Raw genomic sequence first — 18915 nt, 5'->3', positions numbered from 1 at the left:
GCGTCTCATTTCATTAGAAAGCTGTACTTTTTTATTTTTATTAAAAGAATAACAACCCAATTGCAATTGGGAAAAAACTATAAATCAAGATAATGACACAAAAGCCCATAATATCTCTTACTTTTAAGCCTGCAATCGCAAGTAGTGGTAACGTCCAGAATGGCTGAATCATATTTGTCCACGCATCTCCCCAAGCAACCGCCATTGCTGTCTTTGCATTATCAACTCCCAATTCCATTCCGGCAGGGATCATAATGGGTCCCTGTACGGCCCATTGCCCACCACCAGATGGTACAAAGAAGTTAACAAGTCCTGCACTAATGAACGTAAACAAAGGATACGTAAATTCAGTTGAAATGTTTATAAACCATAATGACATCTGGTCTGACAATCCAGAATCGACCATCATTCCCATAATTCCAGCATAAAATGGAAACTGGACGATAATTCCACCGACGTTTTTTACCGCATTGTTTACGCTGTGCAAGAAACGCCGTGGTGTTCTGTGGAATACAATTCCTAAAAATAACATAATTAAATTAACAATATTTATATTTAAGTCAAGCCCATTTGTCACAAAATGATAGATAATAAAAGCAAGGCCAAGAAGTCCAATCAATAATGAGATAATCTGACTATTTTCAAGACGATCAGATGGAGTATAACTATCTTTTGATTCCTCTTTATATTCATCCTCAAATGAATTATCTTCCCAATCAGTTGGATTCGTTATTTCTAATCCTTCTCTAGACTTCATTAATAAACGATTTAAGAAAGGCAAAGTTATTAATAAAACAAAAACAATAAATAAGTTAAAACTACTAAACATTGTCTCTGTTACTGGTATAGTTCCCATCGACTCTTCCAAAAAATGATCTTCTGTTGCAATTAATAATGGAATAGATCCGGATAATCCACCATGCCATAATAAAAATCCGCTGTACGCACTAGCGACAAGTAAGCGATAATCTACAGATGGTACTCGCTTTATTACCTGAATCGCAAGCAATGCTCCAACAACTAGACCAAAACCATAGTTTATTAACGATGCAAGCGATGCTACAAAAGTAACGAGTAAAATTGCCTGTCCCGGTGATTTAGCGAGCATACTTGTTTTTTCTAACAATCCTTTAATTAGTGGTGTATTTGCTAAAACATACCCTGTCACCACAATTAAAGACATTTGCATCGCAAAAGCAAGCAAATCCCAAAATCCGGTTCCCCAATATTCTACCATTTGAATCGGTGAACTACCTGTCATCACGATACCCATAATAAAAACTACTATGGTCAAAATTATCGCAAATAAAAATGCATCTGGTAAGTATCGTTGGACTATTCGGTCAAAAAAATTAGTTATTGCTCTCATTAAATTTCCCCCTCCCTTATTTTAAGCGCTTACAATTATTTGAGAATTAATGTATTCACCTCTCATTGTTTAGCGCTTTTCTTGAATAAATAATTTTTTTCTCTATACCACTGTCCATAAAAGTACTTCCTTAGATTAAAACGCCTTTTCCGACATGATTAATTCAGGTTCTGTTGAATTAATTATATCATTTAATGTGTATCCTTGTAATACTTCTACTAAATTTAATCCCTCATTTGTTACATCTAAAACTGCTCGCTCTGTAATAATTCTGTCTACTACACTTCTACCTGTTAATGGCAACGAGCACTTTTTTAGTATTTTAGGTTTTCCTTGCTTATTAACATGTTCCATGATAACAATAACACGTTTGGCTCCGTGTACTAGATCCATTGCACCTCCCATACCTTTAATCATCTTTCCAGGTATCATCCAATTTGCTAAGTCACCCGTCTCTGAAACTTCCATTCCACCCAATATAGCTACATCAATATGTCCTCCTCTTATCATTGCAAATGATTCGGCATTATTGAAATAACTTGCCCCTTTTATCGTTGTCACTGTCTCTTTACCTGCATTTATTAGATCTGGATCTACCTCATCTTTCCTCGGGTATGGCCCTATGCCTAATAAGCCATTCTCTGATTGAAGCACAACATTTTTATTTTCTGAAATATAATTTGCTACAGTAGTTGGCATTCCAATTCCTAAATTTACATAATGACCATCTTGAATTTCTTTTTCTGCCCTTTTTGCTATTTTCACCCTAATATTCATTTGAAACCCTCACTTTCTTTCGTTATCCTATTCACTTATTGTTAAATGTTCAATTCTTTTTTCTTGTTTTCCTATAATTATTCCTTGCACATATATCCCAGGAGTATGAATTTCATCTGGATCCAATTCTCCCACTTCAACTATTTCTTCAACCTCGGCAATAGTAACTTTACCAGCCGCAGCCATCATTGGATTAAAATTTCGAGCTGTTTTTCTAAATACTAGATTTCCATGCTTATCCGCTTTCCAAGCACGAATGAGACTAAAATCGGCTACTAGACTTTCTTCCAACAGATATTCTTTTTCATTAAACGTTTTTGTTTCTTTTCCTTCAGCAATTAATGTTCCGACACCCGTTGGCGTAAAAAAAGCCGGGATCCCCGCCCCACCTGCACGAATTTTCTCAGCTAAGGAACCTTGAGGTACCAACATAACTTCCAAATCTCCATTTAGTACTTGTCTTTCAAATTCCTTATTCTCACCTACGTAGGATGAAATCATTTTCTTTATTTGTTTATTTTTTAATAATAGTCCAAGTCCCCAATCATCAATTCCACAATTATTTGAAATCACTGTTAAATCCTTTACATCTTTTTCATATATAGCTTTTATTAAATTTTCCGGAATTCCAACAATTCCAAATCCTCCAACCATGATTGTCATTCCATCTTTTATACTATCGACGGCTTCGTAAAAATTACTAAATATCGTCTTCATTTTGTCAGCTCCTTTTTATAATGCGTGTTCAAAAAGGAGGATAAAAAGGACCAAGAAGTTCGAGGCGGCGCAGCTCCCGTCAGCGGAATGTATGCTTTTAAATACATGAGCGGCGGAGAAACAAGCCAACGAAGAAATTCGCAGTGTCATTTTTACCGGACTTTTTGAACATCCTCTTATACATCTCTTTTTACAATAGTAGCTACACCTTGCCCTCCACCTATACATAAAGTGGCTAATCCATACGTCTCATTTCGTCGCTTTAATTCGTGGAGTAAAGTCACCAAAATTCGTGTTCCACTTGCACCAATTGGATGACCTAAGGCAATTGCTCCACCATTAACATTGATAATATCTTCTGATAGTTGTAATTCTTTTTTCACCGCTAATGCTTGAGCTGCAAAAGCTTCATTTGCTTCAATTAGATTTAGTTCATCCATTGTTATGCCTGCCTTTACTAACGCTTTTTCTGTTGCCGGAACTGGCCCAATTCCCATGACACTAGGATTAACACCAGCACTTGCATTAGCCATTATCGTAGCTAAAGGTGTTATGTTTAGTTCTTCTGCTTTCTTCTGACTCATTAATAGAACCGCTGCTGCTCCATCATTAATTCCTGAAGCATTTCCCGCCGTAACACTCCCATCCTTTTTGAAAGCGGGTCTTAATTTACCTAACTTTTCTTCGGTAGTATCCATTCTCACATACTCATCCGTATCAAACGTAATCGGACCTCCTTTTCTTTGCGGTATTTGTATCGGAACAATTTCCTCTTTAAACCTCCCTTTTGAAATAGCATTCACCGCTTTTGTCTGACTAAGTGCAGCAAATTGATCTTGTTCTTCCCTAGAAAGTTCGTATTGTTCACAAATGTTTTCCGCTGTATTTCCCATATGATAATCATTAAAAGCACACCATAATCCATCTTGAATTAAGCTATCTACTATTTTTTGATCTCCCATTCGGAAACCTTCTCTCGCTTCCATTGATACATATGGTGCTTGACTCATACTTTCCATTCCACCGGCAATTACAATTTCAGCTTCACCTGCTTGAATAGCTTGCGATGCTAGATGTACTGCTTTTAAACCCGAACCACATACTTTATTTATAGTCATGGCTGGCACTTCCTCAGGAATTCCTGCTTTAATGGCTACTTGTCTTGCAGGGTTTTGACCTAACCCGGCTTGAAGAACGTTACCCATGATGACTTCATCGATCATGTTTTTATTAATTACAACCTGTTCGATTACATTTTTAACAACGATGGAGCCTAATTCAACTGCACTAATGTTTTTCAAACTCCCTCTAAATTTACCAATAGGAGTTCTTAAAGCGCTTACAATAACTACTGAATTGTTTGCCATATTATCTCTCCCCATAACATAAATAAACTTTTTTAATTTTTCTTACCATTATTTTATACGAAGAACACTTATAAGTTAAATGAATATATTGAATATGTTATATTTATATTATGAATAAATAAGCAAGCCCTTAAAAAAAATAAATGTAATTTTATTTTTATTAGAAAATGATTTGGTCTTGGAGGGAGCTTCAAATAATGGAACTAACTGAATTACGCCATTTTATAGCTGTGGTTAATTACGGCAGCTTTACGAAAGCAGCAACAAATATCTATGTTTCTCAACCTACATTAAGTAGATCTATTAAAAAACTAGAACAAAAACTTAAAGTAGAATTATTTGAACGTTCTACACGAAAATTAATTTTAACGGATACGGGACTTCTAGTATATGAACAAGCAAATAAAATTTTAGCGGCTACCAGTGAACTATATACGCTCCTAGATGATTTAATGAATATACCGTCTGGCGAAATCAAAATAGGTGTGCCTCCTTTAATTGGGACGCTATTTTTCCCTCGAATTGCTGTAAACTTTGATCGAGTAAATCCAACTATTTCTTTAAAATTAATAGAACATGGTGCTAAAAAAATTGAATACTTAGTAGAGGACGGTCAAGTAGATGTAGGGATTGTTGTGTTACCTGTCAATAATAGTAAGTTCAACATTTTACCTTTCATTCAAGATGAATTTATGCTTTTTACTAGCAAAAAACATTCTCTCGCAAATAAAAAGATTGTTCAACTGCAAGATTTGGAAAATGAAAATTTTATTCTTTTTACTCGTGAATTTTCTTTACATTGGTTGGTCATTAATCAGTGCGAAACGGTAGCAGGTTTCAATCCAACGATTTCTTATCAAAGTTCTCAATGGGATTTAATAACAGAACTAGTAGCGGCACAATTAGGAATAACACTCCTACCAAAATCTATCTATTCCAAAATGGACAAAAACGAAATTAGTATGATACCAATCGAATCTCCGCCTCTTTGGGAGTTAGGAGTCATTACAAAAAAAGAAAGCTATCTTTCTTTTGCAGTGAGATCTTTGATTCGCTACTTGTCTGAAGAATTCCAATAATTAAAGTGGCTTTCTTCATTTCAGTTGTAAACGAAGAAAGCCTATTTATTATACTGCAGCCTGAGTTATCCCTTTTATCGCAGATGATATTTCGGTAGTAACTCAGCTAAATTATTGCTCTTCTATTCCTTGTTCAACCTCATTCCCCTCAGCTTCAATCCACTCACTAAACCCGCCAGGATATATTTTCACATCTTTGAATCCTGCATTTTTTAGTGCAACAAGGTTCATACAAGCTGAATTACCGGAACCACAAGAAACGATAATTTCCTCATTTGGATCAAGTTGATTAAAATGTTTTTTTAATTCTTCAGGGTTTTTCCAATTACCATTTTCTTTAAACACTAGTTTAGAATGATAGTTTTTGGCTCCAGGAATATGACCAGCCTTTTTGTATTTCGGTTCATCCTTACCTATATATCGTTCATATGCTCGAGAATCTATTAACGTAGAAGTTGTTTCTTGATCAATTCTATTCTTTATTATCTCAATATCTACAATAACCTTTTCTCGAAGTTGTACATTATATGTAGTCGAGTCATTCTTTGATTGTTCGGATGTTACTCTGTATCCTGCCTCTAACCATGCAGTAAATCCTCTATCCAAAACAAATACATTGTCGTGACCAAGATAATAGAAAACTAACCAAGCTTTAGAAGCAGATCGATGATTCCCCTGATCATAGAGGATAATCTCTGAATCTTGATTTATCCCCATTTTCCCAAGTTTAGCAGCAAGTTCTTCTACTTCAGGTAAAAATGAATTTTCTCCTGATAAGTCTTTTTTAAAATCTAGATAAAACGCCCCGGGAAGATGGCTATGTTCATAAGCAGCTTTTCCCTTTTCAAATTCCTTATCTTTTGTACGAACGTCTATAATCCTTACGTTACGGTTATTCATTTTTTGATATAATTCTTCGGCGCTTACAATTATCGACATGATACCCCTTCTTTCATCACTTTTCATGATATAAATAGCAATCAACCGTATGATCATTTACAAGACCGACTGCTTGCATAAAGGAATAACAAATAACAGGCCCTACAAATGAGAAGCCTCTTTTACGAAGTTCTTTACTTAATTTCTCTGACTCTTTTGTTGCAGCTGGTACTTCCTCATGACGCTTCCAATGATTTTTTATTTGTTTTCCGCCAAAAAACTCCCACAAATAATGATGGAAACTTCCGCACTCTTCTTGTATGTTAATAAAAGCTTTTGCATTATTTACAGTTGATTTGATCTTTCTCTTATTTCGAATAATTCCCTTGTTATCAAGCAAGTTTTTAATTTTCTCTTCCGTATAAGCTGCCACCTTTAAAGGATCAAACTGATCAAAAGCTTCCCGATAATTTTCGCGTCTTTTTAAAATGGTGATCCAACTCAATCCAGCTTGCGCACCTTCTAATGTAAGCATCTCAAACAGGTAATGATCATCACAAAATCGCTCTATATTCCCCCACTCTTCATCATGATATTGAATATAGAGCAGATCTTTCGTTACCCATTCACATCTATTTTTCTCCATTTTTATTCCTCTTTCGTTTCAACAGGATTATCTTTATAAGAGATCCAATCACTAAAACTACCTGGGTAGAGTTTGACATTTTTATATCCTGCCATCTTAAGGGCAATAAAATTAGGGCATGCTGAAATCCCTGACCCACAAGATACGATAATTTCATCTGCGTCTTTTAGCTTTTCAAAGTGTTCTTTTAACTCTTCAGGTTTCTTCCAAACACCTTTATCATTTAGAACGTCTCTCCAAAAGTAATTTTTCGCACCTGGGATATGTCCGGCTTTTTTATATAAAGGTTCCGTTTTTCCTAAGTATCTTTCCTTTGCTCGTGAATCTATCAAAACACTTTTGTCATCTCTTCGTTTTACATCCTCTATATTTGCAATGACTTCAGGACGTAGTTGGGGAATAAATTTCTTTGCTTTTCGAGCAGGGATATCCATAACAACTTCGTAACTCGCTTCACTCCAAGCTTTATATCCTCCTTCTAATACAAAAACTTGTTCATGCCCCATGTAATATAGGAGCCACCAAGCTCTAGAGGCAAACATATCATTATCGGCATCATAAATGACAACATGCGTACTATGATCAATCCCTATCTCCCCTAGCCTTTTTGCGAGCTCATCCATATTAGGGAGCGGATGATTCCCACCATGTTGTTCAACTCTCCCGGACAAATCTTTTTCCAAATGTAAGTAATAAGCTCCAGGAATATGTCCCTTTACATAAGATGCATACCCTAAATCTGGATGATATAAGTCAGAACGAACATCAATTACAACCGTTTCATCCTTTTCAAGTTTCTTTATTAATTCTGATGGAGTTATGATATAGGTCATTCATTATTCCTCCTTAATTAGTTGCACTTTTATTTAGTTTACCATACCATTTTTTAATAAGACTATAAGAACGGAGGAAATATAAATGCCTTTACAAGAAAAATTAAAAGCACGCTTGATTCGTTATGCAAAAATTGATACTCAGTCAAATGATCAAAATGATACGACACCAACAACAGAAGGTCAGTTGGAGCTTGCACGTTTATTAGTTAAAGAATTACAGGAAATTGGAATGGCCGATGTAAGTATTGATGAAAACGGGTATGTTATGGCAACGCTACCTTCAAATAGTAAAAAATCTGTTCCCACTATCGGCTTTCTTGCACATGTGGACACAGCAACCGATTTTACTGGCAAAAATGTCAATCCCCAAGTGTGGTCGAATTATATTGGAAAAGATATTATACTAAATGAAGCTCTAGATATTGTAATGACTACAACAGAGTATCCGGAATTACATAACTATAAAGGACATACATTAATCACGACGGATGGAACAACATTACTTGGTGCTGACAACAAAGCAGGGATTGCAGAAATCATGACTGCTATGGAATTTTTAATTCAAAACCCAGATATCACACATGGAGATATTCGGGTAGCCTTTACACCGGATGAAGAAATTGGACGTGGTCCACATAAATTTGATGTTGAAAAATTTAATGCAGATTTTGCTTATACCGTTGATGGCGGTCCTCTTGGGGAACTTCAGTATGAAAGTTTTAATGCAGCTGCAGCCAAGCTTACTTTTAATGGTAACAATGTTCATCCAGGAACAGCTAAAGGAAAAATGGTACACTCTACCAAAATTGCTAACGAGTTCATGAATCTTCTCCCAGAAAAAGAAGCACCTGAATACACAGAAGGGTATGAAGGTTTTTATCATCTAATCTCGATAGAAGGTACAGTAGAACAAACGGAACTTTACTATATCATCCGTGACTTTGATAAAGAAAATTTTGAAAAAAGAAAGTCTTTCATACGAGAAAGTGTATCTAAATTAATAGCAAAATATGGTGAAACTTGCATTGAACTCGAAATGACAGATCAGTATTATAATATGAGAGATAAAATTGAGCCTGTGAAAGAAATTGTTGAAATTGCAAAAGCTGCAATGACATCATTAGATATTGAACCAATTATCGAACCAATTCGTGGAGGAACTGATGGTTCACAACTTTCCTATATGGGACTGCCAACTCCTAATATTTTTACTGGTGGAGAAAATTTCCACGGAAAATATGAATTTATTTCTGTTGACAATATGGAAAAAGCGGTACAAGTCATTATTGAAATATGTAAATTATTTGAACAAAGCATCTATGGAAATTAAATTTTGTATATTTTATAACAGATGAAATAATTGATTGCTTTCCCACTAGAATTTATGAGAAAATAGCTATCGGATATGGGGGATAAATTATGAAAAAAAGTGTGATTATTTTTGGAGTGATAATAGCTATTTTCGTCATTGGATGCAGTGCTAAAGAAAAAGACGTTATACAAAATGACCATAACGAGCAGGAGGGTCAAATGGTAGACAAGAAAATGAGCGACACAGAACTTCCTGAGGTGGAATTACAAAAAGGCGATCAAGGGGATCAAGTGCTTGCTTTACAACATGCTTTAGTTGAAATTGGCTATCCTGTGGAAACGTCAGGAAAATATGACGCACTTACCACATGGGCAATCACGGATATTCAATTACAACATGACAATTTACTTGTTTCTGGAATATATAATCAAGAGGTTAAAGAAGTTATCGAGCAAGAAAAAGCAGTATCTGTAGCAAGTAAATTAGCGGAACCAACCGCTCCTGATGAATTTGTTGAAATAGTTGAAAATCCTTATGAAATTCTTGTTCTAGTCAATAAAAACTACGCCCTTCCAAATGGCTTTGACCCGGAAGATCTAGTTGTACCAGATGTTCGTTTTCCATTTTCTGAAGATGATCCAAAAAAACAATTACGTAAGGAAGCGGCAAATGCATTAGAAGAGATGTTTAGAGCTGCCGATGATGAAGGAGTAACTTTATTTGCTCAATCCGGGTATCGGTCGTATGAAAGGCAAGAGGCAATCTTTGCTTCTAATGTTGAACGCCACGGCGAAGATCATGCCAACACGTACAGTGCTCGAGCGGGAGAAAGTGAACATCAAACTGGACTCGTTATGGACGTCACCTCAGAGTCAGTCGGATTTGATTTGAATACAGATTTCGGTGATACAGAAGAAGGGAAATGGGTCAGAGAACACGCCCATGAGTATGGATTTATTATTCGCTATCCTGAAGGAAAAGAACATATTACAGAATATCAATATGAACCGTGGCATTTACGGTATGTTGGTAAAAAAGCTGCCCAAGAAATTGCGGAAAAAGATTTAACTTTAGAAGAATATTTGGGGGCTGAATAAGAGATAAGAAAAGGTAGTAGTTGCGACTGATTTTGGCAGGTAAGAAACCAGCATGACTCTGTATTTGCGGAAGCCACCATCTATCATGAAAAAGGTTTGTTTTTCATACAAAAGTATAAATCCTTTCTTGACTCGTATAAGTGCAACTAAGGTATTCGCCGTAAAGGCTTACACTCCAGAGCATAAGTGCAACATCACCTCCGTCTTTCGCCAATCGGTGTGTTTTCTTTACCGAAGCCAAGTTTTCTAATCCCAAGTGATCATTATTTATCATTTGGGACGTTTTTTCTTTCATTTTTCTTATCACACTGTCAATGAAGTCCCCGCTAAAGACGTATGGTCTCACTTCATCGTTGTAGCATTTCATTTCCGATCCTTCCAAATAGCCTCCTTTAGCGTTCTGAAAATTGCCTTGATTTCAAAAAGTACAAATGCTATATTTAGGTCACATTGTTTAAAAGGGGTGAAGGAATGAAGTTAATAGGAAAATTGGTCATTGGTATTGTGAGTGGTATTATTATTGGCTTAGTTGCTCCAGAATTTCTCATTCGGATTATCGTTACATTTAAAGAACTTTTCGGACAATTTCTAGGATTTACAATACCGCTAATCATTATTTTCTATATCGCTAGTGGTATTGCCAGTTTTGGTAAACACTCCGGAAAAATGCTCGGAATCACCGCTGCAATTTCGTACGCTTCAACGATTCTTGCAGGTACGTTAGCGTTTATTGTTGCTCTTATTATTATTCCTAGACTCGTTGGTAGTAGTGGAGGTTCGGCAGAGGAAGGAGCTGGATTTGAGCCTTTCTTTGAAATTGCAATTGACCCAATTACAGGTGTCATGACTGCACTTGTGATTGCTTTTGTATTTGGTATTGGGATTACACGGATTAACAGTCCAACCTTACAATCATTTTTTGATGAAGGTAAGGAAATTGTTGAAAGACTTATTTGGAAAATTATTATTCCATTTTTACCATTCTATATTGCAAGTATTTTTGCTGAACTTGGTGCGGATGGTGCAGTGTTTGAGACGCTAAAAGCATTTGGACTTGTTCTTGTTATGGCGGTTGTCGTACATTGGATTTGGCTCATTATTCTTTATATAATTGCAGGTACATACACAGGGAAAAATCCTTTTTCTGCTTTAAAAACGATGCTCCCGGCTTATTTTACGGGACTGGGGACCATGTCAAGTGCAGCAACGATCCCGGTAACTGTTCGTGCAACGAAAAACAATAAAGTAAGTGATGGAGTTGCTGACTCGGCTGTTCCGTTATGTGCGACGATTCATTTATCCGGAAGCACCATTACACTCGTCATTTGTTCGGTAGCGGTTATGGTACTTGCGAATGGTTTATCACTTCCAACATTCGGGTTAATGATGCCGTTTATTTTCATGTTAGGGATTATTATGATTGCTGCTCCAGGCGTTCCAGGTGGAGCTGTTATGGCAGCACTAGGTCTTCTCAGTACGATGCTTGGGTTTGATGAAACGACATTGGGTTTAATGATCGCACTGTACATGGCGCAAGATAGTTTTGGTACAGCTACAAACGTAACAGGAGACGGAGCGATTGCTTTAATGGTCGATAAATTAATCGGTGATAGTTCTAATAATCACGCAGCATAACAAAGAGGGTGCTAGACACATTGCGTGCCTGGCACCTCTATTAGAAAGCTTGGCATTTGCCTTAGTTGCACTCACGAGTGATTGACGTGCTAGTTCTGGTGCCCGTGACAATGCTTTACGTTGGGACGAACGAAAGTACAGTCCTAGGACGTAGCGCTTTTAGCAAGTGTGTACTTCTAAAAAATACTACCTGTCCCTTGTCTTTTTTTATTTTGCCCGTCAACTAAATCCAGTTTATAATTTTTCTTTGCTAGGTAAATTTGATATTGTTTAAAATAATGACATCATTAAAGAGGGTGGGATTCCATGCAAAAAAATAAAAAATCTATACTACTCAAAGACTTTACTATATATGTATGTTTATTCGTTATATTCTACTTAGCTGTAATGCTTTTAAAATATTTAACGAATGATAATTTAAACTGGTTAAACACCTTCTTATTTATGTTTTCTATTTCGATTGTATTATTTTTCTTAAGACGGACAAAAAGAAGAGATACAGATTATTGAGTTAAATTTCTTTAAGACATTTAACTTGTATCCAGCCAAGTGTTAATACTACTCAAGTAAGAAAGGATTTCTTACCTTTCAAAAGGTACTGTTATCCATTTTAGTGCGTGTTCAAAAGAGGATAAAAAGTACCAAGAAGTTCAAGGCGGCGCAGTTTCGAACAACGGAATGTATGCATTAAGATACATGAGCAAAGATCTGCCACGCAGGGAAAGTGATCTTCTTTTTCAAAGAAGCACTTCTAGCAGGCGGAAAAAGTGCTTTCCTTTTCAAGGAGCGGAGAAACAAACAACGAAGAAATTCGGCAGTGTCATTTTACCGGACTTTTTGACCATCCTCTTTTAGCCGTTAATTACAGAGTGAATAAAATGCATTGGTGAACATTCAAACAGTGAAAAATAGTGAATTGGATGCCGGCTCGGGAATGATTGTTTTCTGATTTGTTTAGGTGACATGCCTTTGTTATATAAAAACAATACTTCCTGTTGCTTACTAATTAAATAGTCAAGTTTCTTTTTAATTGCATTTTTCCCTTCAAATAATACCCCCGCATGTGAACATATATAAGTCTCAAAATCATATGCCAACACTTTTCGTAAAGAATGGATTATTTCAGGTACTGATTCAAACTTAAAAAAGCTTTTTGGCTTTGGATTTACAAATAAATCTCCTCCAAATAACCACCCTTTTTCACGATTAAATAATGCAATATGGTCATCTGCATGTCCAGGAGTATGGATAATATCCCACGTATAATAGTCTGTTTGAAATGTTTTACCTAAAGGAGTTGCTTCAAAAGGCTCACGTTTCCCCCAAAATAAATGCCGATATAAAGGTAGTTTTGCCGCTATCTTACATTTCTCGATTCCATTCTCATGCATATAAATTTTAACTTGTTGATTATGCTGCAACCAGTTTGCAAGGCCTGTATGATCTTCATGATGATGAGTTAAAATTACATTTTGTATTTCCCACTTTTCAAATAGCGGAATAAGATAGTCGTCTTTTCTAGAAGGTCCTGTATCAATTAATACATTATCAATTAAAAAGACAGAAACAAGTAGTCTCTGCCCTCCCCGAATAACGTTCAATTCTGCTTGCAAAAGATCTTCATATGATTTAATTTCCATTGTTACACCCCTAACATTCCAATTCCTCAGGAGTTATTAAAAAGGTTTTGTAATCATTAATAATATGATAATGAAAAAAATTATATTGGTAATTCGTTCATAAAAAAACAACTCTTTTGAAAGTTCATAATATCTTGCAGGAATATGCTCTCCTTCATGTTCTTTCAATATATTTTTTATAGGTTTCGATTTTGGAGAAAGTAGGAAAGGCCCTGCCCCTAATGCGATAAGAAAAAGTACAAGACTACTTATAAACCAGATTTGGCTAAATAAATATGGACGTAATATCCCCATAACCAATCCTGTCAGAAGCAGCAGCGTCCCACCAATCATGACAAAAATATGGATTTTGTTTCGGATTTTATAAACATGTCTTAATTCCGTCATCGTCTCGGCTTTTGTAACTATGTAAATCATGACAAATCCCGGACCTAAGCCGACAATAGCGGAAAATATATGAATGACGACAAGAACATCATAAAAGGTCAAAACAAAAACCTCCAAACTGCTTTTAGTTTACAACTAAACCATACACTATTTCAACAATTGGAGGTGTAACTTTTTTCACTATTTTTATAAATTCCCTACGTATCGATTTAAAATATTATCAACATCTTTACCGTATGTCTCTCCAAACAAATTAAGGTGGGCTATTAAATAATATAGCTGATAAACCGGTTTAACATCCTCGTAATCTTTTCTTAAAGGATAACTTTCCTCATACGCCTCATAAAATTTATTTGAAAATCCGCCAAATAATTCAGTGTATGCAATCTCAAAATGACGATCACCATATAAAAACGAAGGATCAACAATATATGGTTCTCCACCGGGCCCGACTATCCAATTGCCTGCATATAGATCTCCGTGCAAATGAGATGGTTCTACAAAACTTGGAACCCATTCATTCAGTCGTTCCATTAAAAGCTCCATCTGCTTACGACGAGTTCCGGTAATGAACCCTTTTTGGATCCCTTGCTCCAATTGTGAGCCAAGTCTACATGTTCGAAAATATTCTAACCAATTTGCATTTAGTTCATTCGGTTGCGGTAATAAACCAATATATGTGTCATTTTTAAATCCATGCATTCTGCCAAAACTTCGATGTAACTCAGCTAGCTTTTGTCCTAGGGTGACTTCCGTCTTATCAGTCTTCGCCCCTTCTATCCATTCTAATAGTAAAAAAGCTTTTCCAGGTTGGTCAGAATATGATAAAAAATTTGGCACTGAAATTGTACCCGTTTCCTTAATAAGTCTTAATCCGGTTGCTTCGCTTTTAAAAAAATCTTTTGGTGAATTAGCATGGAATTTCATAAAAAATTCTGCATCGATTGTTTGCACATAATATGCTTCATTAATCGAGCCGCCTTTTATTTTCTTAATCGCTTGTAATCCGGAGTAATCTCTACCGTTTTCCAATGCAATTTTAGCTAGTCTCTCCATATTTATATTATCCATTTTTATGTCTCTCTTTCCACATTTTCATTGGATTTTTACAATTATCAAGTGGCATCTGTTTCATAATAAGAGAGCGTTCTTCATTCGGCTTTTTAAAGTCATCATAAATTACCTTTGACTTGCCAAGTCCTACCGACACTGCGTCTTCAACAGATGCACAAAAGTATACATCGTTTATTCCCGAAAAGTACATAGAAGTTAAACACATTGGACAAGGTTCTCCACTTGCATACATTGTATATCCTGTTAAGTCATGTGTCTTCAATTCTGATTGTGCTTTACGTATTGCTATAAGTTCTGCGTGACCACTGATGTCAAATTTCTTATGCAGTTCATTTACGCCTTCAGATACAATCTTGCCATCTTTGACTAAGACGGCTCCAAAAGGTTCTCCACCTTCTTGAACATTTTCTACAGCCAGTTCGACAGCCCTCTGCATAAATTGATCCAATTTCTCATCCCCCTATGACAATAGCATTATATGTTATCTTATTATAATTGATTGTTAAGTTCCATTTTTCATTACAAATTCTTTAAGACACGCACTTTAATGTTTAAAAGCAAATTGTGTTATTCTTTTATTGTATCTTATTTATCAGTTAATTTCTTATTAATGCTTAATTTGTTACAATCAAAGGGTTAACGGTGGGTTTTTACTGATAATTACAAACGAAACTTATACACAATAAATGTCATGCAACAATTATTTTTCTATTCATAGTTGATTTTCATATCACCAAGTTTAATCCAACCAATTTTCCTTAATATTACGGTAAAAATAAAACTTATAATTGCGGGACCTACAATATGCAAAATGAAAACAGACCAAAAAACTTTCATGGAAAAGCCCATCGTTTCAAACGCCATGATCTGACCAACAAGTCCGCTCGTTCCCATCCCGGCTCCTGCAGTATTATTTATCATTTTGAGCCAAACAGTACCGATTGGTGCAAGGATAATACCCGCTACTGTTGGGGGTATAAGAATGGCCGGTTTTCTTATAATATTAGGAACTTGTAACATCGAAGTGCCAATAGCTTGAGCTAAAAAACCACCAAATCCATTGTCACGATAACTTGAAACTGCAAACCCTATCATTTGCGCAGAACATCCAATTGCAGCAGCTCCAGCAGCTAATCCATCAAGTGAAAGCATAAAAGCGATTGCTACACTCGAAATAGGTGCTGTTAACGCCCATCCCATTAATACAGCTACTAAAATTCCCATAATAAAAGGTCTTTGTGTTGTAGACCAATTAATAATTTCACCAAACCAAAGCATAAATGTGTTTATCGGCATGCCAATTAATTTACCTGTTATATAGCCGACAAGAATGGTAACGAAAGGAGTCACAATTATGTCAACTCTCGTCAGGTTATAGACAAGTTTTCCAAACTCTGTTGCAAAAAGAACAGCTACATAACTTCCTGCAGGGCCTCCAAGTTCTGCTCCGAATGCTCCTGCAAAAAGAGCTGAAAATAAAACTAAGGGTGGTGCTTTTAGTCCATAGGCAATAGCGACACCAATCGCCCCTCCCATTACTTTTGAATCCATTGCAAAATCGCCGATCTCGACAAAATACGCCAGACCCAACTGTTCCCCAATTGTTTTAAAAATCAATCCTATAATTAATGATGAAAAAAGTCCAAGTGCCATATAACTTAATGCTTTAATGATATAATCCCGTGCAGATAAGGATATTCCTTTGCTTGCTAAATAATGTTTCAACTTGTTCCCTCCACAAAGTATGTGAATACATTCACATTTATTCAATTATTTACATTATACGACTTCACTTGTGTCTTGTCACCTGTTTTACCGATTGTGAATAGTATATATGATAGGACAGTAGTTGCTAAACAATAGTTATTTAGGTATAATTTGGTTGAATATGTTACAAATACACATATGTGGGGGTATCACTCAACATGAATGTTAAAAATAAATCGGCAATAGCCGCCATCATCCGCGAGCGACGCGCGGTTAAGAAAGGATACACGAATAAAAAAGTTGAAGAAGAAACAGTACGGGACTTGCTAGAAGATGCCATTTGGGCACCTACTCACGGCATGAGACAACCATGGCGTTTTATCTTTATTGACAAAGATAATTTACCCTCTTTTGCTAAAAAAGTATCCGAAACCTATACTCCGGATATGCAACAAAATCGTGAAGAGTATTTAAATGAACCAAATGCGATTCTTGTCGTAATTATGGAAGAGCCGGAAAAGCAAAAGCAATGGGAAGAAAACTACGGTGCTGTTTCGAGTATGATTCAAAACTTCTGGTTACTTGCTTGGGAACAAGACTTAGGAGTTGTTTGGAAGACAAATCCTCATATTTATGACCCTAAAGTAAAAGAAATTTTGAATGTAAGTGGTAATGAAAAAATTGTCGGCTTTATCCATCTTGGTTATTTTGATAAACAACCACTGAAAAAAGCTCGTATCTCACTTGACGATAAATTCACAAAATATGTAGGTTAAATTTTAATAGAAGCACATATGCAATAAAGCGTATGTGCTTCTATGTTGTTAAGAAACAAGGCATCAATTTTGAAGCGCTTCTCTCGCTCTTCTGCAGAAAGGAAGATTCGGGATAATATGATAAATAGGACTCTGTAGTCTAAAAAAGCAGTGACAAAAGTGTTTAGCATAAAGAAAAGAGGTTGGGACATAACTAGCTTAAATGAATAAAAAAGAATCCAATCATTGATTTTAGATGATTGAAATCTTTTTTCGTTTATATAATTTATGTTTGTTACTATTTTATGCGTTTCTAGCTATATACTTTCTCAAGTTCACCCCCATGAACACTAATTCTATTTCGTTTTTGACTTTCTTTTTGCCCCGGATGGACATACGGGTGAAACCCAAATTAGCCTTCAGAAATTCGAATACAGGTTCTACATCAATTTTACGTTTTCCGTAAAGTTCACATATTCTCTTTTGAAATCTGTTGTCTAATACATTCTATTTGTTACTCCCACTTTTCGTTATAATTATTTTTTCGACACATATTATATGTGATTAGTGGAGTACATCTCCGATTAGCAATTACATTTATATAATTATGTTCGCTACCATAACCCGCATCGACAACAAAGCTACGGCAAATCACAAAAATTTTTTTCTTCAAGTGGAGCTTATCAGTATAAAATTATACTCTTCAAATTAATCATTACTTCTGTTATTTTTTCTTAAATATGCAAATCCTGTTCCTGCAATAAATGCGGCTAATACCGAAAAAGTCCCAAAGACAGAGATGATGTTTCTTTTAAAAAATAAACACCTATAAAAGTGAAGATAGTTAGACTAATCGGAATAAACCAATTCAAAATTCAACCTCCCTTTGGTTAAGAATAACGTCCCTGAAATGTTACAGACGAAAGAAACAATAGATGGAGTGTTTGAATGGGTGGTAGATCCTACGACTAACACAGTAACCTATAGAACATTTATACCTGGTGGCAAAGTTACAGGAAAAATAAATCAGTGGGGGAAATAGAAAATTGTATAAAATTGAAATAGTCGAGAAAAATGGATTAAATTGTAACTGGAATACGTTGTTTATTGGTAGACAGTTTAAGTTAATATCTATCTTCCTTAGAAGTAACAAATTATGCTGTTGAATATCTAAAGAATAATCCTAATGTTAATAACGAGTTGATCCTTGAATTGGCGTGGGAACAAGTAGAAGATAAAGTAGATGATATACTTGAAAGAATAATCTCTGACAGTTCTTTGGAAGACATGACTAAAGAGTATCATAAGTGGTTATATAGCATTATAAAAGAGGCATATAATAATTCTTCTGATGAAAATATCTTTCAAGAAATTGAAAATATTTTTTCAATGTTTAATACGCCCCAAAATATGTATGACTTTTTTAGAAAAGTATCGGATGCATTTTATTATCCATCTGATTCAAAACATACAATTAAAGAACTTGTTGAGGAGTTTTTGGATGCTGAAAAGCAATTAATATTAAATAACTAGGGAGTTTAAAGAGAACGATGGACTAATAAGCCATCGTTTTCTTTTAAGTAGGGCTCGACACTCAAAAAAACAAGTCTCGTAATGTTGATGTAGAAGGAGAGCATT

The 18915-nt window shown here is 35.5% G+C and carries 18 protein-coding genes and 2 pseudogenes; 7 read left to right on the top strand and 13 right to left on the bottom strand.

Annotated features, from left to right (window positions below; all coding sequences use genetic code 11):
• Positions 1-40: 40 nt before the first annotated feature.
• The 4 genes from SPD89_RS12260 to SPD89_RS12245 all read right to left on the bottom strand — a co-directional run bounded on the left by SPD89_RS12260 (position 41) and on the right by SPD89_RS12245 (position 4230).
• The gene (locus SPD89_RS12260; protein WP_336262239.1) at positions 41-1369 is read right to left on the bottom strand and encodes a short-chain fatty acid transporter; all 1329 of its coding nucleotides are present in this window, start codon (positions 1367-1369) and stop codon (positions 41-43) included.
• A 135-nt stretch (positions 1370-1504) separates the two neighbouring features.
• Positions 1505-2146, bottom strand: coding sequence for a 3-oxoacid CoA-transferase subunit B (locus tag SPD89_RS12255; protein WP_336262238.1), 642 nt, complete (start codon positions 2144-2146; stop codon positions 1505-1507).
• Positions 2147-2173: 27 nt separating this feature from the next.
• Positions 2174-2863 carry a CoA transferase subunit A gene (locus SPD89_RS12250; RefSeq protein WP_336262237.1) on the bottom strand — a complete coding sequence of 230 codons (690 nt, stop codon included), beginning with the start codon at positions 2861-2863 and terminating at the stop codon, positions 2174-2176.
• 176 nt (positions 2864-3039) lie between these two features.
• Positions 3040-4230: an acetyl-CoA C-acetyltransferase gene (locus SPD89_RS12245; RefSeq protein ID WP_336262236.1), complete on the bottom strand. Its 1191-nt coding sequence runs from the start codon at positions 4228-4230 to the stop codon at positions 3040-3042.
• Between the two features lie 197 nt (positions 4231-4427).
• Here SPD89_RS12245 and SPD89_RS12240 point away from each other — a divergent pair, with 197 nt between their 5' ends.
• Entirely contained in the window at positions 4428-5309 is an 882-nt protein-coding gene (locus tag SPD89_RS12240) for a LysR family transcriptional regulator (RefSeq protein ID WP_336262235.1), read from the top strand.
• Positions 5310-5420: 111 nt separating this feature from the next.
• Here SPD89_RS12240 and SPD89_RS12235 read toward each other — a convergent pair whose 3' ends face one another.
• The 3 genes from SPD89_RS12235 to SPD89_RS12225 are packed head-to-tail and all read right to left on the bottom strand — an operon-like array spanning position 5421 to position 7667.
• Positions 5421-6248, bottom strand: coding sequence for a sulfurtransferase (locus SPD89_RS12235; protein WP_336262234.1), 828 nt, complete (start codon positions 6246-6248; stop codon positions 5421-5423).
• Between the two features lie 16 nt (positions 6249-6264).
• On the bottom strand, positions 6265-6834 hold the full coding sequence (locus SPD89_RS12230) for a DNA-3-methyladenine glycosylase I (protein WP_336262233.1): 570 nt from the start codon (positions 6832-6834) through the stop codon (positions 6265-6267).
• Positions 6835-6836: 2 nt separating this feature from the next.
• Positions 6837-7667, bottom strand: a complete 831-nt coding sequence (locus tag SPD89_RS12225; RefSeq protein WP_336262232.1) for a sulfurtransferase — start codon at positions 7665-7667, stop codon at positions 6837-6839.
• An 85-nt stretch (positions 7668-7752) separates the two neighbouring features.
• Here SPD89_RS12225 and pepT point away from each other — a divergent pair, with 85 nt between their 5' ends.
• The 3 genes from pepT to SPD89_RS12210 all read left to right on the top strand — a co-directional run bounded on the left by pepT (position 7753) and on the right by SPD89_RS12210 (position 11714).
• Entirely contained in the window at positions 7753-9000 is a 1248-nt protein-coding gene (pepT, locus tag SPD89_RS12220) for a peptidase T (protein WP_336262231.1), read from the top strand.
• 89 nt (positions 9001-9089) lie between these two features.
• Complete coding sequence (locus SPD89_RS12215) at positions 9090-10079, top strand: D-alanyl-D-alanine carboxypeptidase family protein (RefSeq protein ID WP_336262230.1); 990 nt, start codon at positions 9090-9092, stop codon at positions 10077-10079.
• Between the two features lie 471 nt (positions 10080-10550).
• Positions 10551-11714, top strand: coding sequence for a dicarboxylate/amino acid:cation symporter (locus SPD89_RS12210; protein ID WP_336262229.1), 1164 nt, complete (start codon positions 10551-10553; stop codon positions 11712-11714).
• A gap of 851 nt (positions 11715-12565) precedes the next feature.
• Here SPD89_RS12210 and SPD89_RS12205 read toward each other — a convergent pair.
• The 5 genes from SPD89_RS12205 to SPD89_RS12185 all read right to left on the bottom strand — a co-directional run bounded on the left by SPD89_RS12205 (position 12566) and on the right by SPD89_RS12185 (position 16540).
• Positions 12566-13354 (bottom strand): MBL fold metallo-hydrolase, encoded by a 789-nt coding sequence (locus SPD89_RS12205; protein WP_336262228.1) that lies wholly within the window; start codon positions 13352-13354, stop codon positions 12566-12568.
• A 36-nt stretch (positions 13355-13390) separates the two neighbouring features.
• On the bottom strand, positions 13391-13843 hold the full coding sequence (locus tag SPD89_RS12200; protein ID WP_336262227.1) for a DUF2269 family protein: 453 nt from the start codon (positions 13841-13843) through the stop codon (positions 13391-13393).
• 84 nt (positions 13844-13927) lie between these two features.
• On the bottom strand, positions 13928-14812 hold the full coding sequence (locus SPD89_RS12195) for a fructosamine kinase family protein (protein WP_336262226.1): 885 nt from the start codon (positions 14810-14812) through the stop codon (positions 13928-13930).
• Positions 14805-15263, bottom strand: a complete 459-nt coding sequence (locus SPD89_RS12190) for a nucleoside deaminase (protein ID WP_336262225.1) — start codon at positions 15261-15263, stop codon at positions 14805-14807. Before SPD89_RS12190 ends, SPD89_RS12195 begins: the two co-directional genes overlap by 8 nt.
• 260 nt (positions 15264-15523) lie before the next feature.
• Positions 15524-16540 carry a PTS transporter subunit IIC gene (locus SPD89_RS12185; protein ID WP_336262224.1) on the bottom strand — a complete coding sequence of 339 codons (1017 nt, stop codon included), beginning with the start codon at positions 16538-16540 and terminating at the stop codon, positions 15524-15526.
• Positions 16541-16740: 200 nt separating this feature from the next.
• Here SPD89_RS12185 and SPD89_RS12180 point away from each other — a divergent pair, with 200 nt between their 5' ends.
• Positions 16741-17298 carry a nitroreductase family protein gene (locus SPD89_RS12180; RefSeq protein WP_336262223.1) on the top strand — a complete coding sequence of 186 codons (558 nt, stop codon included), beginning with the start codon at positions 16741-16743 and terminating at the stop codon, positions 17296-17298.
• A 282-nt stretch (positions 17299-17580) separates the two neighbouring features.
• Here the strand turns inward: SPD89_RS12180 and SPD89_RS23075 are convergent.
• Positions 17581-17748: pseudogene (locus SPD89_RS23075) on the bottom strand (transposase); the annotation flags it as partial.
• A gap of 439 nt (positions 17749-18187) precedes the next feature.
• On the opposite strand from SPD89_RS23075, the gene SPD89_RS12170 reads away from it, so the two are divergent.
• Both SPD89_RS12170 and SPD89_RS12165 read left to right on the top strand, forming a co-directional pair.
• Positions 18188-18319, top strand: a complete 132-nt coding sequence (locus tag SPD89_RS12170; RefSeq protein WP_336262222.1) for a hypothetical protein — start codon at positions 18188-18190, stop codon at positions 18317-18319.
• A 149-nt stretch (positions 18320-18468) separates the two neighbouring features.
• A pseudogene (locus SPD89_RS12165) lies at positions 18469-18810 on the top strand (DUF2247 family protein); the annotation flags it as partial.
• Between the last annotated feature and the right edge of the window lie 105 nt (positions 18811-18915).

The sequence above is a fragment of the Pseudogracilibacillus sp. SO30301A genome (assembly GCF_037072025.1).
Lineage (GTDB): Bacteria > Bacillota > Bacilli > Bacillales > Amphibacillaceae > Pseudogracilibacillus.
Note: the sequence above shows the minus strand (reverse complement) of the source record. Positions and strands in the feature narration are given on the sequence as shown.